General features: G+C 46.7%; 29 protein-coding genes. 19 read left to right on the top strand and 10 right to left on the bottom strand.

Annotation, left to right across the window (positions count from 1 at the left end):
* Positions 1-70: 70 nt before the first annotated feature.
* From HBA93_RS14605 to HBA93_RS14590, 4 genes are all read left to right on the top strand, one after another.
* Complete coding sequence (locus HBA93_RS14605; RefSeq protein WP_221723725.1) at positions 71-1,240, top strand: dihydrodipicolinate synthase family protein; 1,170 nt, start codon at positions 71-73, stop codon at positions 1,238-1,240.
* A 129-nt stretch (positions 1,241-1,369) separates the two neighbouring features.
* Positions 1,370-2,689 (top strand): Hsp70 family protein, encoded by a 1,320-nt coding sequence (locus HBA93_RS14600; RefSeq protein WP_221723724.1) that lies wholly within the window; start codon positions 1,370-1,372, stop codon positions 2,687-2,689.
* Positions 2,690-2,765: 76 nt separating this feature from the next.
* Entirely contained in the window at positions 2,766-3,008 is a 243-nt protein-coding gene (locus HBA93_RS14595; protein ID WP_028233253.1) for an HP1242/YdcH family protein, read from the top strand.
* A 208-nt stretch (positions 3,009-3,216) separates the two neighbouring features.
* Positions 3,217-3,966, top strand: coding sequence for a F0F1 ATP synthase subunit A (locus HBA93_RS14590; protein WP_221723723.1), 750 nt, complete (start codon positions 3,217-3,219; stop codon positions 3,964-3,966).
* A 25-nt stretch (positions 3,967-3,991) separates the two neighbouring features.
* On the opposite strand, the gene HBA93_RS14585 is transcribed toward HBA93_RS14590, so the two are convergent.
* Entirely contained in the window at positions 3,992-4,927 is a 936-nt protein-coding gene (locus HBA93_RS14585) for an alpha/beta hydrolase (protein WP_286201950.1), read from the bottom strand.
* 205 nt (positions 4,928-5,132) lie between these two features.
* On the opposite strand from HBA93_RS14585, the gene HBA93_RS14580 reads away from it, so the two are divergent.
* The 7 genes from HBA93_RS14580 (at position 5,133) to HBA93_RS14550 (ending at position 8,506) form a co-directional block, all read left to right on the top strand.
* The gene (locus HBA93_RS14580; RefSeq protein WP_221723722.1) at positions 5,133-5,594 is read left to right on the top strand and encodes an EF-hand domain-containing protein; all 462 of its coding nucleotides are present in this window, start codon (positions 5,133-5,135) and stop codon (positions 5,592-5,594) included.
* 41 nt (positions 5,595-5,635) lie between these two features.
* Entirely contained in the window at positions 5,636-5,953 is a 318-nt protein-coding gene (locus HBA93_RS14575; RefSeq protein WP_286201949.1) for a hypothetical protein, read from the top strand.
* 224 nt (positions 5,954-6,177) lie between these two features.
* Positions 6,178-6,375, top strand: coding sequence for a hypothetical protein (locus tag HBA93_RS14570; RefSeq protein WP_121993107.1), 198 nt, complete (start codon positions 6,178-6,180; stop codon positions 6,373-6,375).
* 216 nt (positions 6,376-6,591) lie between these two features.
* On the top strand, positions 6,592-6,831 hold the full coding sequence (locus HBA93_RS14565; RefSeq protein WP_116087916.1) for a hypothetical protein: 240 nt from the start codon (positions 6,592-6,594) through the stop codon (positions 6,829-6,831).
* A gap of 36 nt (positions 6,832-6,867) precedes the next feature.
* Positions 6,868-7,113, top strand: a complete 246-nt coding sequence (locus HBA93_RS14560; RefSeq protein ID WP_022709409.1) for a YMGG-like glycine zipper-containing protein — start codon at positions 6,868-6,870, stop codon at positions 7,111-7,113.
* A gap of 222 nt (positions 7,114-7,335) precedes the next feature.
* Positions 7,336-8,022 carry a hypothetical protein gene (locus HBA93_RS14555; protein ID WP_121993106.1) on the top strand — a complete coding sequence of 229 codons (687 nt, stop codon included), beginning with the start codon at positions 7,336-7,338 and terminating at the stop codon, positions 8,020-8,022.
* A 220-nt stretch (positions 8,023-8,242) separates the two neighbouring features.
* Positions 8,243-8,506: a hypothetical protein gene (locus HBA93_RS14550; protein WP_121993105.1), complete on the top strand. Its 264-nt coding sequence runs from the start codon at positions 8,243-8,245 to the stop codon at positions 8,504-8,506.
* Between the two features lie 99 nt (positions 8,507-8,605).
* Here HBA93_RS14550 and HBA93_RS14545 read toward each other — a convergent pair whose 3' ends face one another.
* Positions 8,606-8,893, bottom strand: a complete 288-nt coding sequence (locus tag HBA93_RS14545) for a hypothetical protein (protein WP_122092753.1) — start codon at positions 8,891-8,893, stop codon at positions 8,606-8,608.
* Positions 8,894-9,183: 290 nt separating this feature from the next.
* Between HBA93_RS14545 and HBA93_RS14540 the strand changes: the two genes are divergently transcribed.
* Complete coding sequence (locus HBA93_RS14540; RefSeq protein WP_221723721.1) at positions 9,184-9,678, top strand: DUF2165 family protein; 495 nt, start codon at positions 9,184-9,186, stop codon at positions 9,676-9,678.
* A gap of 155 nt (positions 9,679-9,833) precedes the next feature.
* Here HBA93_RS14540 and HBA93_RS14535 read toward each other — a convergent pair whose 3' ends face one another.
* Positions 9,834-10,256, bottom strand: a complete 423-nt coding sequence (locus tag HBA93_RS14535) for a VOC family protein (protein WP_221723734.1) — start codon at positions 10,254-10,256, stop codon at positions 9,834-9,836.
* 821 nt (positions 10,257-11,077) lie between these two features.
* Here HBA93_RS14535 and HBA93_RS14530 point away from each other — a divergent pair.
* A complete protein-coding gene (locus HBA93_RS14530; RefSeq protein ID WP_221723720.1) occupies positions 11,078-12,148 on the top strand; it encodes a porin in 1,071 nt (356 codons plus the stop codon).
* A 278-nt stretch (positions 12,149-12,426) separates the two neighbouring features.
* On the opposite strand, the gene HBA93_RS14525 is transcribed toward HBA93_RS14530, so the two are convergent.
* The gene (locus HBA93_RS14525) at positions 12,427-13,311 is read right to left on the bottom strand and encodes a LysR substrate-binding domain-containing protein (protein WP_221723719.1); all 885 of its coding nucleotides are present in this window, start codon (positions 13,309-13,311) and stop codon (positions 12,427-12,429) included.
* A gap of 115 nt (positions 13,312-13,426) precedes the next feature.
* On the opposite strand from HBA93_RS14525, the gene HBA93_RS14520 reads away from it, so the two are divergent.
* On the top strand, positions 13,427-14,344 hold the full coding sequence (locus HBA93_RS14520; protein ID WP_286201948.1) for a DMT family transporter: 918 nt from the start codon (positions 13,427-13,429) through the stop codon (positions 14,342-14,344).
* A gap of 205 nt (positions 14,345-14,549) precedes the next feature.
* Positions 14,550-14,732 carry a hypothetical protein gene (locus HBA93_RS14515; RefSeq protein WP_221723718.1) on the top strand — a complete coding sequence of 61 codons (183 nt, stop codon included), beginning with the start codon at positions 14,550-14,552 and terminating at the stop codon, positions 14,730-14,732.
* Positions 14,733-14,815: 83 nt separating this feature from the next.
* Here the strand turns inward: HBA93_RS14515 and HBA93_RS14510 are convergent, their stop codons facing one another.
* Entirely contained in the window at positions 14,816-15,262 is a 447-nt protein-coding gene (locus tag HBA93_RS14510; protein WP_221723717.1) for an NUDIX hydrolase, read from the bottom strand.
* Between the two features lie 230 nt (positions 15,263-15,492).
* Positions 15,493-16,389, bottom strand: coding sequence for a LysR family transcriptional regulator (locus HBA93_RS14505; RefSeq protein ID WP_221723716.1), 897 nt, complete (start codon positions 16,387-16,389; stop codon positions 15,493-15,495).
* Between the two features lie 138 nt (positions 16,390-16,527).
* On the opposite strand from HBA93_RS14505, the gene HBA93_RS14500 reads away from it, so the two are divergent.
* Both HBA93_RS14500 and HBA93_RS14495 read left to right on the top strand, forming a co-directional pair.
* Positions 16,528-17,301, top strand: coding sequence for an SDR family oxidoreductase (locus tag HBA93_RS14500; RefSeq protein ID WP_221723715.1), 774 nt, complete (start codon positions 16,528-16,530; stop codon positions 17,299-17,301).
* A gap of 280 nt (positions 17,302-17,581) precedes the next feature.
* Complete coding sequence (locus HBA93_RS14495; RefSeq protein WP_121993442.1) at positions 17,582-17,929, top strand: RcnB family protein; 348 nt, start codon at positions 17,582-17,584, stop codon at positions 17,927-17,929.
* 256 nt (positions 17,930-18,185) lie between these two features.
* On the opposite strand, the gene HBA93_RS24545 is transcribed toward HBA93_RS14495, so the two are convergent.
* Positions 18,186-19,772 (bottom strand): sensor domain-containing diguanylate cyclase, encoded by a 1,587-nt coding sequence (locus HBA93_RS24545; protein ID WP_221723714.1) that lies wholly within the window; start codon positions 19,770-19,772, stop codon positions 18,186-18,188.
* A 417-nt stretch (positions 19,773-20,189) separates the two neighbouring features.
* On the bottom strand, positions 20,190-20,792 hold the full coding sequence (locus tag HBA93_RS14485) for a hypothetical protein (protein WP_221723713.1): 603 nt from the start codon (positions 20,790-20,792) through the stop codon (positions 20,190-20,192).
* A 167-nt stretch (positions 20,793-20,959) separates the two neighbouring features.
* Here HBA93_RS14485 and HBA93_RS14480 point away from each other — a divergent pair, with 167 nt between their 5' ends.
* On the top strand, positions 20,960-21,175 hold the full coding sequence (locus tag HBA93_RS14480; protein WP_221723712.1) for a DUF4287 domain-containing protein: 216 nt from the start codon (positions 20,960-20,962) through the stop codon (positions 21,173-21,175).
* A gap of 463 nt (positions 21,176-21,638) precedes the next feature.
* Complete coding sequence (locus HBA93_RS14475; RefSeq protein ID WP_221723711.1) at positions 21,639-21,890, top strand: hypothetical protein; 252 nt, start codon at positions 21,639-21,641, stop codon at positions 21,888-21,890.
* 295 nt (positions 21,891-22,185) lie between these two features.
* Here the strand turns inward: HBA93_RS14475 and HBA93_RS14470 are convergent, their stop codons facing one another.
* Together HBA93_RS14470 and HBA93_RS14465 are read right to left on the bottom strand one after the other, a co-directional pair.
* Positions 22,186-22,341 carry a hypothetical protein gene (locus tag HBA93_RS14470; RefSeq protein ID WP_163026087.1) on the bottom strand — a complete coding sequence of 52 codons (156 nt, stop codon included), beginning with the start codon at positions 22,339-22,341 and terminating at the stop codon, positions 22,186-22,188.
* A gap of 241 nt (positions 22,342-22,582) precedes the next feature.
* The gene (locus HBA93_RS14465) at positions 22,583-23,107 is read right to left on the bottom strand and encodes a P-loop NTPase family protein (protein WP_122092566.1); all 525 of its coding nucleotides are present in this window, start codon (positions 23,105-23,107) and stop codon (positions 22,583-22,585) included.
* Positions 23,108-23,526 lie beyond the last annotated feature (419 nt).

Below are 23,526 nucleotides of genomic sequence, written 5' to 3'. Positions count from 1 at the left end.
TCTTTGTAAAATTGGAACGTTCCAATAAAAATCCAATTAATGACAGGCTATTTCCGGAGATTACAGCACTATGGCAATGTTGCGGCTTCCGAATGCAGACGGTACCATCACGGATTATCATCTGACGGGTACCATCGTGCCTCGTCCGCAATCAGTGCCGCACTTCAATCGCATCGCTTATGCTGCCGCCCATATCGTCTCCGATCCGCTGCGTGAAACTGATCCGTGGAACCACCCTGCCATAGACTGGGACGCAACCATGGCGTTTCGTCACCATCTCTGGAGTCTCGGCTTCAAAATCGCCGAAGCCATGGATACATCACAACGCGGTATGGGGCTGGACTGGAACGGCGCACAGCAACTCATCCGCCGTTCACTGGAAACCGCCCGTACTGTCAAAGGTGCAGATCTCGCTTGCGGGATTGGGACTGACCAGCTGGCACCAGTTGAGGCCAAATCTCTTGATGATGTGATCAGGGCCTATGAAACCCAATTGGAATTTGTGGAGAAACATGGCGGCCGTGCCATTATGATGGCCAGTCGCGCACTGGCATATATCGCCCGCAGCCCCGATGACTATGCTCTTGTCTATAGCCGTATTCTGTCTCAGGCGCAGAACAAAATTGTCCTGCACTGGTTGGGTGAAATGTTTGATCCCCAACTTGGCGGTTACTGGACAGGTCAGGCAGACAGTCCCCTTGAAGATGCACTCACAAATGTTCTGGCGATCATCAATGATAACCGTTCCCGTGTTGAAGGCATTAAAATCTCATTGCTCGACAGTGCCAGCGAGATTGCACTGCGCAATCGCCTGCCTGAGAATGTACTGTGCTTCACCGGCGATGACTTTAATTATGCAGAACTCATTGAGGGAGACGGCAGTGGCTACAGTCATGCCCTGCTCGGCATTTTCGATGCTGTTGCCCCATCCGCCTCCTATGCACTGAGTGCGCTTGCCGCCGGTGACAATACAACATTTCGCTCGGTGATTGAGCCGACTGTACCCTTATCACGCAAAATTTTTGAGGCACCGACACAATATTACAAGGCAGGCGTCGTGTTTCTGGCATGGCTGAACGGCCATCAAAATCACTTCACCATGCCTGCAGGTATGCAATCGGCACGCGGCCTGTTGCATTACACCGATATTTTCCGGCTGGCAGATCAGGCCAATGTGCTCGACAAGCCGGATCTGGCCATCCGCCGCATGCAAAACCTGCTTGGAACACAAGGCGTGTAATAAGTCTCTTCACGCTTGAAATCCTGCCCTCTGTTCAATTGACCCTGCGTTCCAAACGGCTATAAAGGCGGCTTTCTTAAAGATGCCTCCCCAATTTACCTCTCGGGCACAGATGCAAGGATTTGAACAATGACTGCGGGAAATCCCTCACCCTCGGAGAAGATAACCCTCGGCCTCGATTTCGGCACCACCAACACCGTTATAGCCGTGGCAGACGGTAATGGCATTGCCGAAGTTATGAGCTTCCCGAAAGATGATGCTATCGTTTCAGCCTATCGTTCTGTGCTGTGCTTCTGGCAGGATGGCAATAAAGGCCATCGTAATGTCGAGAGCGGACCGTGGGCGATGGATCGTTTCATTGCCGATCCGCATAATTGCCGTTTTCTGCAATCCTTCAAATCCTTCGCCGCAAGCAAATCCTTCACCGATACGCCGGTCTACGGCAAGCGCTTTAAATTTGAAGATCTGCTGCAAACTTTTCTGGAAACACTGGCCGAACGCCTCGGAGACAGACTGCCCTCCCGCGGCAACAAAGTCATTGTCGGTCGTCCGGTTACTTTTGCAGGCCATAATCCTGATGAAGCGCTGGCAATGGCACGCTATGAGAAAGCGCTACGCGCCTTCGGCTTTACCGATATTCATTATGTTTATGAGCCGGTTGCAGCGGCATATTTCTATGCGCAGAAGCTGACGGATACATCAACTGTGCTGGTTGCTGACTTTGGCGGCGGAACGAGCGACTTTTCGATCGTAAATTTTGAGGTCGGCGCAAGCGGCCTGACTTCAACACCGCTCAGTCAGGTTGGTCTGGGCATTGCCGGTGATACATTTGACTACCGTATCATTGATAATGTGGTTTCTCCCAAGCTCGGCAAGAAAAGCAATTACAAGTCTTTTGGCAAAGTACTGCAGGTTCCGAACCATTATTTTGCGAATTTTGCCCGCTGGAATACCCTGTTTCTGATGAACTCCCCGTCCACACTTCGGGAACTTCATGAACTCGCATCGCAGGCAGAACATCCGCAAGCCCTCAACCACTTCATTGAAATGATTGAAGGTGATTACGGTTTCGAGCTTTACCGCGTCGTGTCCGATGTCAAAGCAAGTCTCTCTTCTTCCCAGACATCCGATCTGCAATTCAAAGCCGAGAATTTTAAAATCGAAGCCCAAATTCAGCGTTCGGATTTTGAAAAATGGATTGCCGAAGATATGCAGGCGATCTCCGCCTCCGTTGACAGCACAGTACGGAATGCCGGTTTGCAAGACAAAGATATTGACCGCGTCTTCCTCACCGGCGGCACATCCTTTGTTCCGGCAATTAAAACCCTGTTCTCGCAGCAGTTTGAACATGCGGATGTTTCCAGCAGCAACCAGTTCGACTCCATTGCCACCGGTCTCGCGCTGATCGGCCAGAGCGATGATATTGAACGCTGGTCAGTCAAATTCTGATTGATCCTGATCAATGTAAAAAGCTCAGACTCATGCGAACAATCCTTCAACAAAATAATTCAAGGAAGGAAACAGCATGTCCAACACACCGCATACACTTGGCGAAGAATTTCCCGGCAAACTGGATGAGATTCATGCCCTGAAAGCCGCTGATCCGCGCTTTGCCAAAGTGCTTGAGGAATATGACGACGTGAATGATCAGATTCACCGTGCAGAGACAAAGATTGAACCAACCAGTCAGGACAATGAAACAGCTCTGCGCAAGCGTCGTCTTGCATTGAAAGACGAGATTGAACAGGCACTCAGCCAGCAGGCCTGACATCTCGCATAGCGACTGAAAACACAGTCCTCAGGAGCATTTTCAATCTCAACCATTGAAAATGCTCTTTTTTGTGCCTGCCAAATATTTCGACAATTGATGGCAAGTCCCGTCCGAATCGATCTACTGTGCCACCAGCACATAGCGCAGGACGACCTGCGCCGGTGTAACCCACGGGGACGACCTCGTTTGTCAGGGAGTACATCATATGGCCGGGCCAATTGAACAATTTCAAATCAAACCACTGGCGGAATTTGGTGAAGTCGGCGGCTTTCAGATTGCTTTTACCAATTCAGCTCTGTTCATGCTGATTGCCACAATCGGTGCCGGTGCCTATCTGTTTTTATCAGCACGAGGCAGAACCCTGATCCCCGACCGCTGGCAATCCTCGTCCGAAATTTTATATGAATTTGTGTGCACGACACTACGGGACAATACCGGTGAAGAAGGCAGACGTTTCTTTCCGCTGGTCTTTTCCCTCTTCATGTTCATTCTCACGGCCAATCTGCTCGGAATGTTCCCTTATGCCTTCACTGTAACAGCGCATATTATTGTAACATTCGGCCTTGCCATGACCGTCTTCCTGACCGTGACAATCTATGGCTTTGTACGTAACGGAACCAAATTTTTCCGCCTTTTCATGCCGTCAGGCGTGCCGCTTATTCTGGCGCCGATTATTGTACCGATTGAGATTATGTCTTTTCTCTCAAGACCGGTCAGCCATTCGGTTCGTCTCTTCGCCGTTATGCTTGCAGGACATATTACGCTGAAAGTTTTCGCAGGATTTGTTGTCTCCCTGACAGGCCTTGGCACATTGGGCGTTATCACCGCTATTCTGCCACTGGCAATGACAGTTGGCATTACAGCCCTCGAATTTCTGATGGCAGTGATTCAGGCTTATGTCTTCACTATGCTCACTTGCATGTATCTGAATGATGCATTGCATCCGTCACATTAAAATATCAGAGATCTTCAGCCGCCGTTTACTCCGGCGGCTGAACCGGCTTTACATCTTCCAGTACAAAACGCAGCATATCTTCAATGGCATAAGGCAGCATTGATCCATGGCTTTCACCGGCAAACTGATGGAAGCTAGCTGAAACGCCGGGCAAGACAACCAGCTCCTGATAAATATCCCTGCCATTCGGGCCGCCACGCAATGCCTTCAGCTGCGCTGCACGATCCTTGTCAACGCCCTCACGCATCACTGACTTACCAGCCGTCTCAATCAGCACTTTGACCGGCTTGTCCGTCTCTGTTGCCTGCTCAATGAAACGATCCTTCTCATTCAGAACTGAGCGGTTATTCCACCAGACAGACGGATCAGCGGCGCTATAAGTCTGAAAGCTTCCTCTTTCACTGAAAAGCGCATGCAGCGTGAATAAGCCCCCGAGGGAGTGGCCGAACAGGGTCTGATTGTTTTTATCAACGGCAAAGCGCCGTTCTATTTCCGGCTTCACTTGCTGTTCAATAAAATTCAGGAATGCGGCATTGCCACCGGTACGCGGCAGATCAGCATCATTTCCGCGTGAAGGGATCAGTTCGGCAGGTGTTTGCGGTGTCAGATCATAATATCTGGAGCGCACAATATCTTCGCGTGATTGTGTCGGATAACCAATACCGACAAGAAGCGCACGCAATTGCGGCCTTTTTTTCACCACATCCACAGCCATCGGAAAGGTCGAATTGCCGTCAATCATATAGATGACCGGCATAGGTTTGCCATTGTCAGCAGTTTTTGGCTCGGCAACAAAAATCCGGTAATCAATTCCGTTTGCACGCATATCAAAAACTGAAGTCACCGGATCACCCTGCTCTGCCGCCATTGTACGGGTCACTCCATAAAGCTGCATCGCTAAAAAACTGCCAAGAAATGCAATGAGATAAAATAGTTCAGACGTCTTTTTCGAAATGCGCATCAGCACCAACATTCATTTATTATCGGACATTATCTGGTCATGGCAAATTACAGGCCGGATTGAGAATATGACAGCCTGAAATTCATACTGCAGAACATTACAAATTTGTAATTGGCTTGTTCATATTCAGTACACATTTACAGCTAGATATTACTCCCATGCCAATTAAAGGCTCAAGTTAATTTGTGACGGAGTTATAATTACCATGAATACAAAAACTTTAATTCTTGCACTCGTTGCTTCATCTGTACTCGTATCTCCTGTTCTCGCACAGGATGCATCGCAAACGAATACTGAAAAAACTGTTGAACAGACCTCCAAAAAACCTGAGCGTGAGCCGATTGATCTCGCGAAATTCTCCCGCATGGATGAGCTAAAAGCAGCCGACACCGACAAAGACGGCATCCTCTCCCGCGATGAAATTGAAGCCCATGCTCTCAAAATGATGGTAAAACGCTCGGCAGACCGCATGGAGCGCCGCCTTGACGTGAATGGCGACGGAAAAATCTCGCTTGAAGCCGTTGAGAAAAAACGCGCGGAACGGTTTGCCGAACTGGATAAGAATAAAGACGGCAAACTTGACCGGAGCGAATTAAAAGCCGGTAAGCGCCATGGCAAAGACGGACACCATGGCAGACACGGTCAGGGCGAACACCCGAAACCATAAAACTAACAGCCCGGCTCAATGCCGGGCTTTCTTTTTCCATAATGAAAACCTGCCCCGCTCATCAAAAAGTGAAATTTTTAGTCATTGATTTTCTTTTTATTTTAGTACCAAATTATAGAAACAGGAGAGATAACATGCCTTTTCAAAAGACTGATTATCTTGGAATTTACAAACCTGAACAAATAAAGACGCTTCAGACCGCCTATAATGAGGTCTGCGAGATTCTCGGTTATTGCCCGACAACAGACGAGAATAAAGATCAGTTAGCGCGCACCGTCATCCGCATTTATGAAAGCGGAATAAAAGACCCGAAGGAAATCGCCGGATTGATCGCCCGCATTGAAAATCTCCGCTCCTGAATCTGCCTGAAACCTGCCTTACTTGATCCTAATCAATGCAACATCATTGTTTGCGCGATAAAAACTCCCTGTAATCTTTGAAAAACTGGCCGCTTCGGAAATCACCGTTTGCGCAGAGAGCAGTATGCAACTCACTCCTGCCTGCAGCTTTTCACGAAACCGGCCAGAGACAAAGGCACAGAGTTTCTGGTTCATAATCTTAAGAACCATTCTCGGAGGGACAAATGTCGACTAATTTCCATCTGGCATCAATGATCGGCTCAATCGCATTTATTGTTCTGGTCGGTTCAGGATTCATTGTCGTTCTGACAGTGCCTTCTCTGGCGCAAAAACCTGTTTATCCGATGCTGGCGGTTGTCGGTGCAGCGCTGCTCATCACACCGGTTATCGGATGGTATGTTGCAACTCGCATACAACGGTAAGGCTCTGTAATTTGCAGATGAAGCATAAATATTACATCTGCATAATATGCATCAAGAGTGTGAGAGCATAACAGCAATCACTTGCTAAATTTCTGCTTGCCTGAAATACTTGATTTATCCTGATATTGCTCCTCAGATCTTGCCCTGAGAACCATATCACCGGAACCATTTCTTTGTGGTGACGTTGATATGACAGAGCATAAGGGAGGCAAGGAAATGTCCACTCGTTTTCAGATTGCCGTTTTACTCAGCCTGATGATTAACGCAGTTCTTTTCGGAATTGGGATGATCATCGTTCTCACAATCCCTGATCTGGCACAAAATGCCAAATATCTTATTCCTCTGGTTATCGGCTGCAGTTTTCTGATTACACCATTTATCGCCTGGTTTATGGCGCCGCGCATGCGTAACCGGTACTGGCAGAACAGAAACCACAAAACCGGAAGTTTTCGATAGTAACAGGTCAGGGTCTCAAACAATAAGGGTCTTACCATGCGTATGTTTATAATTGCTGTGGCCGCCATTGTTGCACTTTCCGGCTGCACAACGACAGAAAAAGATCTCAGCGTTGGTACAGCGGCAGGCGCAGTCATCGGCGGCATTGCCGGCGGCGGCAGAGGCGCATTGATCGGCGCAGGTGCAGGCGCTCTCGGTGGTCTTCTGGTTCGCAATCTGCGTAACGGTTATTGTGAATACCGTAACAGCCGCGGCCAGATTTATACCGCACGCTGCAAATAACAGCGATAGATAGCGCTAACCGGCAATTGACCGGCATATACAACCTGAAAGCGGCCTCTGCAGAGATGGCCGCTTTTATCTTTAAGACAGTTCTCTGAGTGTGGATAACCGTTTTTACAGATATCTTTCTGTCCTGCACTTCCCGGCAAAACATATCTGCTTTAATTTCAGGACACGGGAACAGTAGCCCCGCACGATATAATCAATGAATAACGGCTCTCTATGTCATCTTTTGCACCAAAAACACCGAACAAAACCGTTATTGAAATTCTGAAAATCATATTCATTGTCATGCCATTGACAGCATTGGTTCTGTTTGCCGTGATCGGAACACTCATATTCATCAATAAATACTATCCGGATTCGACAATTACTTTTGAAGATGTAATGAATTATGTCACCGTCGGCATCACAGTTCTGCTGACGATGCCGCTTATGCAACGCGGCACACACCGGTATTTTTGGTATGTACAGAATAATCCAAACTCAAAAATTCCGCCTTGGGGAACAGCAGTACCGCCGGTGCCTTATGTGAAAAATCCGGTCAGTATTTATCTGTTCCGCACGGCCCTCTATCTGTTTGCAATCATATCATTATTGCTGATATTCGCGCCTTTATCTCATCAGAAAGCCCTGTTTCGCACAACTATGAGCGTGCCCGGCATTCACCGGAATTTCTTTCCGTTTTTACAGATCGTCGCCTATTTTTTGATTTTTGGATTCCTGTTGCTGATCGCTTTTGCATCAACGCAATATAAAAAATATCTGGCAACAAAATCAGTTACAGAGACAGATATGCTTCGTTACAATTTAAACGAAAGCTGGCTTTTCGCTTTCTCCGTAACATATGTCCTTACCGGACTTCTGTGCTTTATCTTTGGAGTCATGATTATCCGCACACTCACTTAAACGCATATTTTAAAATCACTTCGGCATTTAAAGACAATACACATATTGCATCAGAATATCGCAAGTAGTGATTTATAATGCATCACTTTCCAAGATAATCTTTGGTTTGAACCGGTATTGCTGCCGATTCCTAAGCAAAGTTCATAATGAAAGAGACACCTGCTCTTTATCAGGATCAGGCAGTTAATAAATCTCATTCACAGATCAGAGAGATACGCCGATGAAAAGCATTTTAAGTATTGCTCTTATTGTTGCCGCTACAGCTATAGCCGGCTGCTCAAAAGAGCCACCATGCACACCGGAAATAATTGCCAAGAAAGCACAGGAACTGAATACTGCCTTGCAACAGGCAATTGTGAAAGATCCAACCAAAGTGCAGGAATTGTCGGCAAAAGTTCAGGAACTTGCCACAAAATACCAAGGCGCTGACGATTCTCAGGCATGTAAGGCATATGATGACTTGCTGTCTGTTATAAAAGGCTAAAATAAAGCGGGCTCCTTACAAAAATAAGGGGCCCGCTTTTTTTTGTAGTGCAGTCATCTGTAGAAAAGTCACGACTGCGAAACTCACGCAAAACTGATATCAGGCGACTTTGCGCTGACGGGTAGCAAAAAGCACCAAAAGTCCTGCGACGAAGCCATAGACTGCCCATTTATAAGGAAGCAGATCAGCGACCTCGCTGCGTATAGCACGAACAGCCACAGTACCGGGACGTGTTTCTACACCAGTCTGACCATCATTACGTGCCTGTTCAATTTTTTGCGGTGAGACAACCCATTCTGCATCAGTATATTTATCATAGGCCATAAAACCGAAACCTACGACAACAGCCACTACAACTGCAGCTATCAGGCGAATTCGAATATTCATCTTCGATTTTCCATGTTTCAAAATACCCCGCAATAAATATATTAAGAAGAAGTTTTCAAGCCCTCAATTCATCTGAGTTGCTGTACACAATCAATCAGCTTCAAAAAATAATAGAATATCAACACGCTTTTACAGAGAACTCTGCATAAGAATGCGGGTATTTTGTTTATTTAAAAATGTATCAGATTAAAATTATTGTCTTAATCTTAAAAGCAACATAAGCATTACCGCAGATAAGCACTTATTATATCCAAGTGCTTACGCGCCCGTTAAATAATGAAAGTTACAATATGATCATACGTCTATCAAAAACCTTTATGGTGATGGCAATTGCCCTGTTTGCATCCTTGGTAGCATTTGGCAACATTACAGATTACGGCTCAAATTTTGCATTTGTGCATCATGTATTCCTCATGGATACAATCTTTCCTGATGCAACAATCAAATACAGAGCCATTGAATCTGAATGGCTTCATCACGTAGGTTATATTGGAATTATAACCCTCGAAACACTGACTGCCATTATCTGCTGGGTTGCCGGCTTCAAACTGCTGGCAGCACGTAATGAGCCTGCCAAGGTTTTTAATAAAAGCAAAAATCTTGCAGTTGCCGGTCTCACCCTTGGTTTTCTGACATGGCAAGTCGCCTTTATGTCAGTGGGTGGTGAATGGTTCGGAATGTGGATGTCCAAACAGTGGAATGGCGTACCTGACGCATTCCGCTTCTTCGTCACCATCATTCTGGTTCTGATTTATCTGGTTCAGCCAGATAAAGACGACGAATAAGTACTAAACGTCAGCCCTGCCGCAAACATATATGCGGCAGGGTTTTTGCTTTTTACAGCCATAGTCTGAGAGAACTACCCCACTCAGCACACCCGATCTGAAAACTGTTCCGGATCACGCTGGTCAGATATTGCAATATGAACCGTTCAGAAATCTCAATCTGGCGGCAACATTTGCGGGTTCCAGACTATTTCCCATAAATGCCCGTCAGGATCAGTGAAATAGCCTGCATAACCACCCCAAAAAGTATCTTGCGGCACCTTAATGATTTTCGCTCCGGCATGTTGAGCCTTGAGCATGATATCATCAACTTCTTCACGATGCAGAACATTATGCCCGATACTAATGGCGGTAGAGCTGACGGGACTCTTCGGCAAGCCACTGTCATGGACAAGATCATCCTGCGCAAAGACAGCAAGCTTCAAACCGGCAGAGAGATCAAAAAACGCTACAGCGCCATGCTCGAATTCACGCCCCAAAATACCTTCGGACGGTAATCCCAGCCCATCCCGATAGAATGAAAAAGAATGTTCGAGATTAGCCACACCGAGTGTGAGAACAGAAATACGAGGTTTCATATCCATACCCTTCCTATTTAGTGTTCGCACCATGCGGACACTACAATAGTCATGGGCCGTCACATTTATGACAGAAGGACCCGCATAGCGGGGGCCGGGCCAACCTTCCCGAACCTAACCTGTTTTTGACTGCATAATGATAGCGACAGGTCAGTTGCTGGTCAATATTTTCATATTTTTACTACAAACAGCAGCAATACCACCAATGCCCCCCCTATATACGAGGCAAATATCCATGCACATGCTCCAGCGCATAATCTGCTCTGTTTCGAACGCTGATCACTGAAAGAATCAATAAAATATCGGGAGCATTTCATGTTAAAATGCGACACATCTGCCCGTTAATTCTTTTATGAACGGCGATATTACAGAACGCACCAGAAAGAGAGTGAAAAAGTCGTCAGGCCGTAAAACCACTATATTCAACTTAAAGTGAGCACGTTCTTAATGTTGAAAACCACCTAAAAGCACCATTTGAACAATGTGTCAAAACCGCGAAAAATCAAACGGTATACCTTCACATAATATCAGCATATATATTTGATTTAATTAATATTTTTTCATAAAAACGCTGACTTCCAGATAAAATTATTTGCCGCATTTTTTCAGCTGGCCAGACAATAATTCCACATATTACTCACGACAATTTTACCGCTCACTAAATTGTGACCAAAAAGATACAGGGTAATTCTATCTGATATTTCAGTAATTTTTCATATTTCCAACCCCTCCCGCCTTCCATATCAAACGAAGCGCAAGGTTTTCCGAATCTTAAAAGCGGAAAGCCTCAACAAACAATCGCTTATGCGGGAGAATACACAATGACCATTAAGAGCCTTCTTCTCGGCTCCGCTGCAGCACTCGTTGCAGCAACCGGCGCTCAGGCTGCCGACGCCATCGTTGCACCAGAACCAGAAGCAGTAGAATATGTACGCGTTTGCGACGCTTACGGCGCCGGCTACTTCTACATTCCAGGCACAGAAACCTGCCTGCGTCTTTCCGGTTATGTTCGCGCTGATTTTAAAGCCGGCGACGATGTGTACACTGGCCGTGACCGCGAAACCTGGTCAACCAACACCCGCTTCACACTGCGCACACACACTGCTTCTGAAACCGAACTCGGTACTCTGAAGACCTTCACCGAAAACCGTTTCAACTTCGGTGACGGCGCACAGGGCAGCCACACTCTGAAGCACGCTTACATTCAGCTGGGCGGCCTGCTCATCGGTAAAACCGATTCAGCATTCCACACCTTCACTGGTTATCTCGGCGATGTAATCAACGATGACGTTGTATCGCCAGGTGCATACAACACAAACATCATCAGCTACACCTTCAAAGGCGGCAACGGCTTCTCGGCAATCATCTCTGCCGAACAGGGTGAAAAAGTTACAGCATTCTCCGACATCAACGGCAACGTTTATGACGGCGTAATCGACGACTACATGCCACACGTTGTTGGTGGTCTGAAGTTCGAACAGGCTTGGGGTTCGATCGCTGGTGTTGCAGCTTACGACTCTGAAATCGAAGAGTGGGCTGGTAAAGTTCGCCTCGATGTAAACGTAACTGACGTATTCTCCGTATGGGTACAGGGCGGTTACGCTTCTTATGAAGAAGCTGTTGGCATGTACGGCAACTGGGGCGGCGATTGGGCTGTCTGGGGTGGCGCGAAGTTCAAAGCAACTGACAAAGCTACTTTCAACCTGCAGGCTGCTTACGAAGATTTCGGCAAAACCGCTGTTACTGCAAACGTAGCTTACCAGCTGGTTCCAGGCTTCACCATTACTCCTGAAGTTTCCTACACTTCCTGGAAGAAAGATCACCCTGCCCGTTTGGCTGGCGGTGAAAAAGACGCATTCGGTGGTATGATCCGCTTCCAGCGTTCTTTCTAATAAAATTGATTAGGGAGATGGGTATAACGCATCTCCCTAAGAGCGTAGTCTAGACGTGGTTATGACCCCCAGTCATCAAAATACTATCCATTCAGCTACGCTCACAGGGCACGGCGGGGAAACAAAAATCTCGCCGTGTTTTTTATTTTATAAATATAACTAGACATACCGGCTCCTTTTTTAAGAAACCGTACCCTCAGTCGTATTCTTCACTTTTGAAGCAAATGACAGACTAAAGCTGCTTACCGCGGTTATGATCACTCTTCAGATAGATTAAACTAACGGATTTCCTGATTAATCCAGTCTCTGAATGCACAAACCTTCGGATGATCGTGATTACCTTTTGCGTAAACAAGATCATAGCCATGCTCAACATTCAGACGAAATTCCGGAAACAATTCTATCAGCCGGCCAGAGGCCAGATCTTCCGAAACAAGTACACTGCGCCCCAGTGCCACGCCTTCACCTCTGATCGCTGCCTCTATGGACATACTGCCATGGCTGTAACCGGCACCACGGATGTTACTGCCGATTACCCCGAAAAGCTGGAGCCAGCGATACCAGCCTGTTTTCATTCCATTTTCATGTATCAATTTACAGGAAAGCAAATCTGAGACATTTGCTATTCCCCCCATTCTTTCACGATAGGCGGGAGAACAAACCGGACTTACGGTCTCATTCATTATTCGCTCGCTATCTGCATATGGATATATGCCATCCCCGTATCTTAAAACGACGTGTGCAGAAGAAACATTAAAATCAACAGTATTGTCAGTCACCTCAAGATGAATGTCGTAATCAGGGTAACAATTCATCAAGCGGTGCAAACGCTGCGCCAACCATTTGCTCGCAAATGAAATACTGCAATTTATGACCATTTTAGCGTCAGTATTTCTCATACGGATACTTTCAGTCTCCCGCGCCAGCTCTGACAGCAAATGAGTGACTACGGCAAAGTAATTGGCCCCGTCATCCGTAAATTCGATTTTACGCGTCAAACGCTTAAAGAGCTTGCAGCCAAGATCATCCTCCAATGCCTTGATCTGCCTGCTAACGGCTCCGTGCGTTACACACAGCTCTTCTGCCGCCAGTGTCATGCTTAATCGCCTGCCCGCAGCCTCAAAGGCACGAAGCGTTTGTAACGGAGGAAGATGATCAGCCATTCCCATATCCATACATGACAAAATCTCACGCATAGTGTGATTATAAATGATTTGTCTGCAAGAGGATGCGAGCGATAATTATAAGAAAAGCCCGCGCTATTCTGAGGCATCCCTAATGAGTCAGACCTTAAGTAACAAAACTGCATATATGGGAATTTCTCACAAGCCGGTTACGCTTATGAGCTTTGGTGCGATGTTGCTTCTGGCGCTCATGTGGGGGCTTTCTATACCTGCAACCAAGCTGGGTTTGAACTCAACACCGCCTTTAACACTCACCGCAATGCGCTATGCTGTAGCCGTGCCATTTATGCTCGTGCTTTTAATTGGGAAAAAGCCTTTACCCTGGAAAGCCGTACCAACCGTGGCTATGCTTGGTATTATTGGCATCGGTTTGGGTCAGGTTGCACAAACAATAGGCGTAAATGGCACCTCGGCTTCAGTCGGAACCATTCTCTCCGCAACCATTCCCTTATTTATCGTAATCTTTGCAACATACCGGTTACAGCAGCCGATCACGATTATTCAGATATGCGGCGTGGCTACAGCCTTTTTTGGCATTGTCGTTGTAGCATTTGAGAACACATCCTCTGACATCGCCACCACGTTTTCAGGCCCTGTCTGGATACAAGTCTCAGCCATTGCGGTTGCATTCTATTATGTCTGGAGTGTTGAACTGACACTTAAATATGGAACCGTCGTGGTCGTAACATGGAGCACGTTCTTTGGGCTGCTGGCAATGATCCCGCTTGCAGCATGGGAAACTTATCATGCCCCCTTCACACTCACAGCCGCCTCACTCGGTGCGGCTGCATATCTCGGATTAATCGTTAGTGTAGCCGGACTATTCTTATGGATCAGTATTTTAAAAAATGTACCGGCTCCGGTTGCAGCCAGCATTCAATATCTTCAGCCGGTGTTTGGGATCATTGCTTCAGCCATTTTATTCGGCGACAATATTGGCTTGCAATTCCTGATAGGTGTATCACTCATTTTGGCCGGCCTCGCATTCACTATGCGAAAGAAAAAGGTGTAATAAATTTTCATTTATATGCGCCTTCATGATCAAACTTCACGTTTGACACTCGCTGCCATATAAGATCAAGCTGCTCCTATATATGACTAATTATAGTACCTGCCCGCGTGGCTAACAGGCTGGTGCGCAGTTCTTAAAATCCCATATGTATGAATATTGATATCTTCCCACCGGAATGAGGCCTGCGATGAGCAACTGCTGCGACATGAAAAGACTTATTATTTTGCTGATCGCAACCTTCACATTAACAGCCTGCGCCGCAGGTAAAGCTGCAATGGACGCAGGAAAAAGCTTTGACCGTTACGCCTGCATGTCCAAAAACATTAAAGGGGAACAGCCGTGCTCAGGCTCGCCCGAACCGGCAACAACCCCATCAAATACAAACTAGATATGTGATGGTTTGAACAGGCCGGCAAGCCGTTTATTGTCGGGAAATCAGCTGTCAGGCCACCTCTCTACCCGGTAAATACGCTAATTATTCCAGCCATACTCAGAGTAAGCGACGGCCTGCTCAATCATGTCCAACGCCTGTCTGACATATGGAATGAGATTATCCGGCAAGGCCGTTGCTTCGCACCACAACAGCAGAGAGTGTTTATCAGGTTCACAAATGCGCGGCACTCCTTGCCAGCAATCAGCCACAAAAAAATGCCCCATCCATGCGGCAGATCCGGTCTTGCAGTGCATCACATGGGCATAAACAGCATCATCCGGCTGAATGAAAACGCCAATCTCCTCATGAACCTCACGCAGTGCCGCAGATTTAACAGTCTCATCAGCATCAAGCGCACCGGCAGGAACACTAAATTGTCCATCCATCCAGCCTGTAGCCTTGCGTTGTATCAACAAAACCTGCGCCTCTTTGCGCAAGATTACAAATACTGCCGCAGACTGCATATGCCTTTCACGCTCGCCCATGCGCCCCTCCGAACGGAATCGATCAGAAGATTATTCTGGCATGGCCGCTAAAGGAAAAGAACAAGGCTTATGCATCACTGAAATATTCAATCTCAGACCATTCATCAAAAATACGCCCTGTTAAATAGCTTTGCCTTTAATTTCCCTTGATTGAATCCAGACTGGCTTTCCCTCGCCGGTTGCGTACAAAAATACAACATGCAGCATTTGCAAAGCTTAAAAACACCGCTTTATAGTACCTTTTGTTCCAGAAGTGCTGACAACCAGTCCGCAAACACCTGAATACGTCGTGTAAGATGCTGACGGTGAGAGTAGAGCAACGTTATAGGCAACGGTTCGGCGCGATAGTCAGGCAAAACTTCAACCAGCTCGCCTGCATTGAGATGATTGCGCACGTCATAAGCGGGAATTTGAATAAGGCCGTGCCCTGCGAGGCAGCAAGCAATATAAGTCTCGGCACTGTTGACAGTAACGCGGCTGCGCATTGGCAAAGTTTGCAAAGCATCACAATCTGTCCACTCCCAAGGTTCAACCCGTCCGGTAGAGGGTGAAGCGTAATTTACAGCCCAGTGTATTTTCAGCTCTTCGACAGTATGCGGTGTACCATGGCGGGCAAGATAATCAGGACTTGCAACATTGATAAGGGGTAACTTACCGATATTGCGCGCGATCAGACCGGAATCGGCAAGAGAACCAACACGCAGCACACAATCCACCCCCTCTCCGATGAGATCTACTGCACGGTCCGTTGCGCCGAGAGTTACATTAATCTCCGGATATTCATTAAGGAAAGCTGGCAGTGCCGGTGCAACAATCAGTCGTCCGATCCTGCCCGGCACATCTATGCGCAAGGTTCCCGCAGGTTTGATCCCCTGCCGAAACAGCCCCTCTGTTTCCTCAACATCGGCAATAACCCTGAGGCAGCGTTCGTAGAAAGCAAGACCATCATGCGTCGGTGAAACTCTTCTGGTCGTACGGTGCAGAAGGCGAGCGCCGACCCTGCCCTCCAACTCGGCTATTGCTGCAGACACCGAAGAGCGGGGCAAACCCAGCAAATCTGCAGCACGAGTGAAACTTGCCGCATCGACTACGCGGGTGAAAATTCGGAACAGATCAATACGGTCCAAGCTTAATTCAACCAATTGTTCGTTATTTCTGACATATGATGGCAGAATATCACTCTTTATAAGAGCATTCCAGACGGTAGATTGCTTGAAAGCAACAGTGGTGTGATGCCGCTGCAGCTTTCAAAGGAGAGCCGATCTATGACAAATCGTACAATCACCGGCAAAACTGTGCTCATCGCCGGCGGAGCAAAAAACCTGGGCGGACTGATCGCCCGCGATTTCGCAAACCAGGGTGCAAAGGCTATTGCTGTCCACTATAACAGCAGCGCTTCAAAGGCCGACGCGGATGCGACTGTCGCTGCCATCAAGGCCGCCGGTGCCGAAGCCGTCGCCTTTCAAGCCGATCTTACCACGGCCGGAGCAGTAGAAGGTCTGTTTGATAAAGCCGTTGCCACCATTGGCAAGCCGGATTTCGCCATTAATACCGTTGGCAAAGTACTTAAAAAACCAATCCTCGATATTTCTGAAACTGAATACGATGAGATGAGTGCGGTAAATGCAAAATCCGCCTTCTTCTTTCTGAAAGAAGCCGGTAAGCACCTGAATGATAATGGTGCAATTGTTACGCTCGTAACCTCGCTGCTCGGAGCATTTACGCCTTTCTACTCCAGCTATGCAGGAACCAAAGCGCCCGTCGAGCATTTTACCCGCGCAGCTTCAAAAGAGTTCGGCGATCGGGGCATTTCCGTGACAGCGATTGGCCCCGGCCCGATGGATACTCCATTTTTCTATGGTCAGGAATCCGAAGATGCACAGGCCTATCATAAGACTGCAGCAGCCCTGTCGAAGTTCTCTAAAACCGGACTGACCGATATTGAAGATATTGTACCCTATATCCGTTTTCTGGTGACTGAAGGCTGGTGGATGACTGGCCAGACAATTCTCGTAAACGGCGGCTACACCACAAAGTAACATGCTGGATGGCGGTGTCTTCGGATCGCCGCCATCCACCGGCATGCCCTGCGCAGCTAAAAAGCGCAGGATCAAATGTGCAATCAAGATAATACCGAGTTATATAATTCCTAGCTCAAGCAACCGGAATTGCGCGCAGATTTCATAGACTTCCGCTAAAAATAATTATGTAGCGGCAGAAGTTACAACATTAAAAATATGTAATCTAATACATTGGTTTCATTCATCTATGGTTCATCCGTCACCCCATAACCTGTGAGCAACAACACAGGAGAGCCGCATGTTTAAGAAATCTATTCTAGTAGCTGTAGCACTTACTTTTGTTGGTGCACCATTAGCCCAAGCTCGTGATTACCAACCGCTTCCAAAAGCTGAACAGCATCGCTATGAACCGGGCCGTCCGGGCTATGGAAAACAGTATAAGAAGCCAAATGATTATCGCTACAATAAACGATGGTCTAAAGGTCAGCGATATGGCGACTGGCGTCGTCAGCAGGAAATTCGTGACTACAAACGTTATGGTCTGCGCAAGCCGGGTCGTGGCCAGCATTGGGTGAAAGTCGACAATCAGTTTCTGCTGATTACGGCGGCAACGGGCTTAATCGCTGCAATGATCATGGCACGATAATACAGGGCAGATTTGCCGGTCAGGGTTCCTGACCGGCCAGATACATGGCACGGCCTGATCGCAAACCATCTTTAAGTGTTTCAATATCCCTCATATAGCCGAGATAAAAACCTCTGAGTTTTACGAAAGCTCAGCCGCATCAATGCGCAATGTTATGTAATTTCCTTGTAAAAAGAAAAAGCCCCGCATCAGCGAGGCTTTTGATGTTTTAATTCACAAATGAAAGCAGCCGTTATCCTCCTGTTTTCAGGATCGGCTATTTTCTGTATTTGGTACGCGATGTTTTTTGACGCAATTTTTTGTCGGCATACATAAGCTGATCAGCCTCTCTGAGTGCAGATTTCAATGAGCTGACGGACGGGTCAACACAGGCAATTCCAAAACTTGCGCCTGAATATTCAAAACTACAGTTTTCAAAGCGATAGATGCCAATCAATAATGGCGCTAACCGGTTACGGATTGCATCAATATTTTCCTCAGGATCATCAGAATTTGGAGGAGAAACTTGCCCGATTACAATAAACTCATCCCCGCCAAAGCGCCCCAACATATCACTCGCACGGAGCCCCTCAGACAAACGCCGGCCTGCTTCAATCAAAAACTTGTCGCCGACATCGTGTCCGTAGGTATCATTTATGGCTTTGAAACTATCCAGATCAATAAAAACAACCAGCACCCACTGACGTGTACGTTTTGCCAGAGTAAACAACCGGTCCAGCTCAACTAAAACAGCGCGTCTGTTTGGAAGATCCGTCAGCACATCATAATTTGCAGCATAAAGTTCGTCCTGACGACGCAACGCCGACTGCCTGACAACCTGAGCAGCCAGCAGAATAAATACAAGGCCAAGCAGACCAACGAAACCCGCCGTCCAAAAATGCTGTCTTTGCATAGGCGCGATTTGCTCAAGCGAAGCTAATGTGAACAGCTGATAATGTGTGCCGCTCAGTGGCCGGCCTATTACCAGATATGGTTTACCGTCAATAGCCCACAGATTTTCATGCATTTGGTGGGAAATGGTGCGCACATCCATTGTCTCCCCCAACTCTTCTTCACCGTCAGGCGGCAAAACAGTGCCCGCGGGCATGAGCTGAGCGACATTTCGCAGCATAAATTCCGGTGACGATGAAGTAATAACGCGCCCTTGACGGTTCACGATGAGTGCTATGTGACGCCCCGTCAAATAGGTGGCAACATCAGGAGCATCAAATTTGACAGTAACTGATCCATGCGACTCATTATTCGCATCATCTATACGACTGGTCACAAAATAAGACGGAGTTTTGTTCAGGCGGGCTATGCCGAATGAAGACCCCTTACCTGTTCGCAATGCATCAATCAGATAGGGTCTGCCCGTATAAATCATGCCTACAATGCTGTCATTCTCGGCCCAGTTACTGGCTGTCACAGTATCATCAGATAAGTTATTCATATAGATACGGGCATAGCGAAGATCCCCCGCCAATCCGTTCATTAAATCACCGACCTTGCGCACTAAAGGATCACGCGTAAGCTGAACTGCCCGCTCCTGACGGGTCAGGTTGGCAAAGCCCGGCGGGTCTGTACGATACCGGACTGCAACGCGGATAACATCAGCATGTCCGGATACCATATTGGCAATGCTGGACATTTCGGTAAATACGCGATCCATTACATGTGCTGTGGTTGTTGACTCATAGTCAGCACTCGCCGCCAGATTATTTAATTGTGATTTTAAAATAGTCTGCGATATCCACCAACCGATACCCGTTACTAAGAGTAGCCAAATCGCAGCTGATACTAACGTTATCTTGCTGAAAGCAGATAACGCGCTCTGACTTTGCGTTTTTTGATGGCGTAGCACTTCGTTCACACCGCCATAATTAAGTGACGGCAGATCACTTTCTTCCCGTAAAACAACGAATATCCCCCTGCTTGATGCGTTATTCAGAAACAGCAGATGCGGATGCCTATTCCGTGAATATAACCGGCGTTATTTATACTATAGCTGGTTCTTAAATACCCAGGCGTCATCAACATAATTTTTCAATTTTTATTAACGCTCATATATTGAATGTTTTTAGGCTCTGTACGTATTTTTATGTAAGTAAATATCTATTATGCGCATAAGTTAATGGTTGTACAAGCACGCTGCTCTTCCGTTCAAAGCCCCTTTCTTTACCGTCATTGCTTTCTCCAATAAAAAGCCTCGCAAAAGCGAGGCTGTAAGTAACACTAAGAAGGTGATTAGGGCATTTTCAGCCTCTTCAGACCAGTATTATCAATTGAGAGTAGCAAAATACCTCAAGGCAAATGTTATCTGATAAATCAAGGCGATCATGGCAAAAAAGGTATGAAACCTGAGATTGCTGGTTATAGCTCCGATTAAACCAAACACCATGAAGAATGCAGCCTGTATAGGATATTCAGGCCCGTATAGCTCGTAATGCCCCCGCCCCTTTAACAGCGTGTCAACAATATCCGCAGCATAGAGAACGATTAACAAGCCAAAGAACCATTTCCTGCGTGAGACAAAATAATCTCTATAACCACTATATTCCTCTATACTGTCGGGAAAGAGCAATGTGCACAGCAAGAAATATAATCCGGCATAGAATAATACAAATAAGTACTTTTCAAATGTCCAGACTTGTATTGAGCGCAACTCAAATTCCAGCCACCAAAAATGAACGACTGATAACAGAATAAATCCGACCCAGGCCAATTGTACCAAATAGATTTTTTGCTTAGCCGGATGCTGAATAAGACGGGCAACGCCGGTTAATACCCGGGAAATACACAGTCCGAGAATTATACCAATAATAATTCTCACATGCGTAAATGCCTCGGCTTGGGGAATATGATTTATTATGGGCTGATCCATCTAAAACCTACTAAAATTGCGCTTTGCAACACACCAATATTACACATATTAAATCTAAAGAAGATAATGAATGGTTTTCTTGAACCAAATAACAAAGAACCCGTCTGGCAATTTTTATTTTATCGCAATCTCAAATAAATAAAATCTAATCATATTAAGGGAACACTATGATTACAGATAAGAATGTAAAAGGCCCTGCTTCTTACTTCCCTTCAATTGAGAAAAAATACGGAAAGCCAATCAATCATTGGCCGGAAATTATCAGTGAAATGAACGGTAAAAAGCACATGGAGATGGTAGCAATACTCAAATCCGATCACGGACTTGGGCATGGCCATGCAAATGCTTTGGTCACCTATCATATGACCTCAGCAGCCAAATAATCCTCATCATCAAGACCGAAAGCAATATGCCGACTTCCCTAAAAATCCCTCTCAAAGCATCATTCGGAGGCTGGAAAGCACTTCCATGGTTCGCATGGGGCAGCAACAGTATTAAACCCGTGCTGACACTCCGCCCTGATATGATAGAGTATCGGTTATTTCGTCTCCGTCAGAAACCATATTCAGCTGTTTCACGTATTGATTACCGCTCAGCATGGCGCACTGAAAACATCGTAATAGAATTTAACGATAGTTTTAGCACGTTTATCGGGAACACAGGTGATCGCGACGTTACCCGCAAAGCTCTCATCTATCTGCAAAATATGGGCTGCCATCTTTCAGAAAGAGCTGCACATTTAATTACCACTGCAGCATAGCTTTATTAAAAAGGGGCAATATGCCTTCGTTACCCCCAAGCTTGCAACATGAGCGGACATCACTGCAATGATTGGGAAATGGACAGTTGATCACAGTTGCCGTGCAAATAGCTGTGAGTGCCAATCAAGAAGACTATGTACGGTACATTATTTTTAGTGGTTCAGCACCTGCCATCTCAGCCTGCAGGGCAGAAAAACTGCTTACACCATATCGCTTAGCGCCTCCCACGACAGAATTGCAAAACACAGGCCACACCGGCGCATTTGCTTTTGCACTCATCCGCGCCGTGATACGCTCACTCTTTCAATATGTGGAGAAGGCACATGAAACCGCATGAATTTCTCGAGTGTCTTGCTTACGTAAACTGGACACCGGAACAACTGGCGGACCTGCTTGGATGCGATATAGGCTTAGTCATGGCATGGGCTACAAGTCGGGAAGTTATTCCACCAACTCTGGCGGCATGGCTTAGGATGCTGGCAAAATGCCACGAGACTACAGGGATACCGACAATCTTGAAACGCAAGACATTTAAACAGATACCTGAATAGCGCACCACCAACCGTTACAGCCCGCTAAATGCGGGCTTTTTACTGTCTGTTTCTGCATAGTTGATGCGATGAGGCGGGCATTTACAGCCCGCTTGCCTCGCTATTCAACTGCGCTTCCTCTCTTTTTCTCTGCGCCTCTTCCTTATCTTTATCGTAATGCCACTTAATGGCGAAGAACATACAAATGCCTAATACGAGAAGCTTGAACGTACCGAAAACTATAGGAACCCAATCCATCTTTTGAATATTTCCATGCTGTTATCCATCGTGGAGAGCACTAGCAGAATAGTTCTGATTAAACAGCTCATTTTTACTTGATCGCACTTTAATAAATTTCTTCACCTCAGCTGCGTTGGTTACGCCTCTGGCAATCAAGATATTTGCCTTCATATGAAAAGCCGGCCCTTATCAGATCATCATATTCACGCAGGTTTTATTCTGCCTTGTTAACGGCCTCCGGCCAGCTTCGCACAAAATACTATGCGACGGACTTCTCAATCCGGGTCATGAAATCAGCTATGGAGCCTTTGTTACTCAGCCGGATAACCGGCACATGAGGAGCCTGCAATAACCGTTCACGCTCGATTTTCGGACGAACATCCCGATCAAAAGTCCAGACATATCGAAGGAAAGCAAAAAATTCCGCATCAATACGCTCTCTACACCCCACAGGCATATCCGCTCGCGGCTTATTCAAAAAGCTTCTGATAGCCACACGCTTCATACATACGGCACGCGCTGTATCCATCCAGATTACAAGGTCGGCTCTCGGCAAACGCAAATCAAAGCTATGTCGGTGATAATTTCCTTCACAAATCCAGCTTGTTCCGGAAATTGCACCCTCAACGCGCTGCCTGAAATCTTCTGGCACAGGTTTTGACCAGTTCGGGCCCCAATAAAGTTTATCAAGGTAGACAACAGGTATAGACAGATATTCCCCCAATATTCGTGAAAATGTTGACTTTCCGCTACCTGCATTGCCCAGGACGACAATCCGCTGCATTGAAATAAATACTCCGTTATCGCGCTAACCGCGACCTGCTACAGACATTTGTGACTTAACTTCAGGATTTCTGCGCCCGGTCAACCTCATGAGACCGCCACATGCCTGCCAAGTGTATGCCTGTCTGGCTACCATACAAATTGCACTTAACATCAATTCTTACGCTTATGCGCCAAATCCATCAGCAGAGTGAAGACAACCCAAAGCCTGATCCCTTATAATTTTCGCCAGCCAACCGGTCATAAACCTTCATTACAAATGAGTTCCCCTGCAAATGAGAGTGGCCGGTCATTTACCAGAGAAAGCTTCGGCAATTGGTTCAAAACCAGATGCACGGCAGCATATTGATAAAGCACACATGGAATCAGAAAACTATCTGCAGCACTGACAGCGAAGGTCAGGCACCTGCTCACGCGCGA

Origin of the sequence: Ochrobactrum sp. SFR4 (assembly GCF_019730395.1) — a bacterium.
GTDB lineage: Bacteria > Pseudomonadota > Alphaproteobacteria > Rhizobiales > Rhizobiaceae > Pseudochrobactrum.
Note: the sequence above shows the minus strand (reverse complement) of the source record. Positions and strands in the feature narration are given on the sequence as shown.

Coding starts and splice junctions, on each gene's coding strand:
- HBA93_RS14515 (WP_221723718.1), top strand. CDS start 14,550: ATGAAAAGACTTATTATTTTGCTGATCGCAACCTTCACATTAACAGCC.
- HBA93_RS14550 (WP_121993105.1), top strand. CDS start 8,243: ATGAAAAGCATTTTAAGTATTGCTCTTATTGTTGCCGCTACAGCTATA.
- HBA93_RS14590 (WP_221723723.1), top strand. CDS start 3,217: ATGGCCGGGCCAATTGAACAATTTCAAATCAAACCACTGGCGGAATTT.
- HBA93_RS14530 (WP_221723720.1), top strand. CDS start 11,078: ATGACCATTAAGAGCCTTCTTCTCGGCTCCGCTGCAGCACTCGTTGCA.
- HBA93_RS14580 (WP_221723722.1), top strand. CDS start 5,133: ATGAATACAAAAACTTTAATTCTTGCACTCGTTGCTTCATCTGTACTC.
- HBA93_RS14595 (WP_028233253.1), top strand. CDS start 2,766: ATGTCCAACACACCGCATACACTTGGCGAAGAATTTCCCGGCAAACTG.
- HBA93_RS14500 (WP_221723715.1), top strand. CDS start 16,528: ATGACAAATCGTACAATCACCGGCAAAACTGTGCTCATCGCCGGCGGA.
- HBA93_RS14525 (WP_221723719.1), bottom strand. CDS start 13,311: ATGGCTGATCATCTTCCTCCGTTACAAACGCTTCGTGCCTTTGAGGCT.
- HBA93_RS14555 (WP_121993106.1), top strand. CDS start 7,336: ATGTCATCTTTTGCACCAAAAACACCGAACAAAACCGTTATTGAAATT.
- HBA93_RS14540 (WP_221723721.1), top strand. CDS start 9,184: ATGATCATACGTCTATCAAAAACCTTTATGGTGATGGCAATTGCCCTG.
- HBA93_RS14585 (WP_286201950.1), bottom strand. CDS start 4,927: ATGCGCATTTCGAAAAAGACGTCTGAACTATTTTATCTCATTGCATTT.
- HBA93_RS14465 (WP_122092566.1), bottom strand. CDS start 23,107: ATGCAGCGGATTGTCGTCCTGGGCAATGCAGGTAGCGGAAAGTCAACA.
- HBA93_RS14470 (WP_163026087.1), bottom strand. CDS start 22,341: ATGGATTGGGTTCCTATAGTTTTCGGTACGTTCAAGCTTCTCGTATTA.
- HBA93_RS14495 (WP_121993442.1), top strand. CDS start 17,582: ATGTTTAAGAAATCTATTCTAGTAGCTGTAGCACTTACTTTTGTTGGT.
- HBA93_RS14560 (WP_022709409.1), top strand. CDS start 6,868: ATGCGTATGTTTATAATTGCTGTGGCCGCCATTGTTGCACTTTCCGGC.
- HBA93_RS14545 (WP_122092753.1), bottom strand. CDS start 8,893: ATGAATATTCGAATTCGCCTGATAGCTGCAGTTGTAGTGGCTGTTGTC.
- HBA93_RS14570 (WP_121993107.1), top strand. CDS start 6,178: ATGTCGACTAATTTCCATCTGGCATCAATGATCGGCTCAATCGCATTT.
- HBA93_RS14565 (WP_116087916.1), top strand. CDS start 6,592: ATGTCCACTCGTTTTCAGATTGCCGTTTTACTCAGCCTGATGATTAAC.
- HBA93_RS14485 (WP_221723713.1), bottom strand. CDS start 20,792: ATGGATCAGCCCATAATAAATCATATTCCCCAAGCCGAGGCATTTACG.
- HBA93_RS14480 (WP_221723712.1), top strand. CDS start 20,960: ATGATTACAGATAAGAATGTAAAAGGCCCTGCTTCTTACTTCCCTTCA.
- HBA93_RS14575 (WP_286201949.1), top strand. CDS start 5,636: ATGAAAACCTGCCCCGCTCATCAAAAAGTGAAATTTTTAGTCATTGAT.
- HBA93_RS14510 (WP_221723717.1), bottom strand. CDS start 15,262: ATGGGCGAGCGTGAAAGGCATATGCAGTCTGCGGCAGTATTTGTAATC.
- HBA93_RS14600 (WP_221723724.1), top strand. CDS start 1,370: ATGACTGCGGGAAATCCCTCACCCTCGGAGAAGATAACCCTCGGCCTC.
- HBA93_RS14535 (WP_221723734.1), bottom strand. CDS start 10,256: ATGAAACCTCGTATTTCTGTTCTCACACTCGGTGTGGCTAATCTCGAA.
- HBA93_RS14520 (WP_286201948.1), top strand. CDS start 13,427: ATGAGTCAGACCTTAAGTAACAAAACTGCATATATGGGAATTTCTCAC.
- HBA93_RS14605 (WP_221723725.1), top strand. CDS start 71: ATGGCAATGTTGCGGCTTCCGAATGCAGACGGTACCATCACGGATTAT.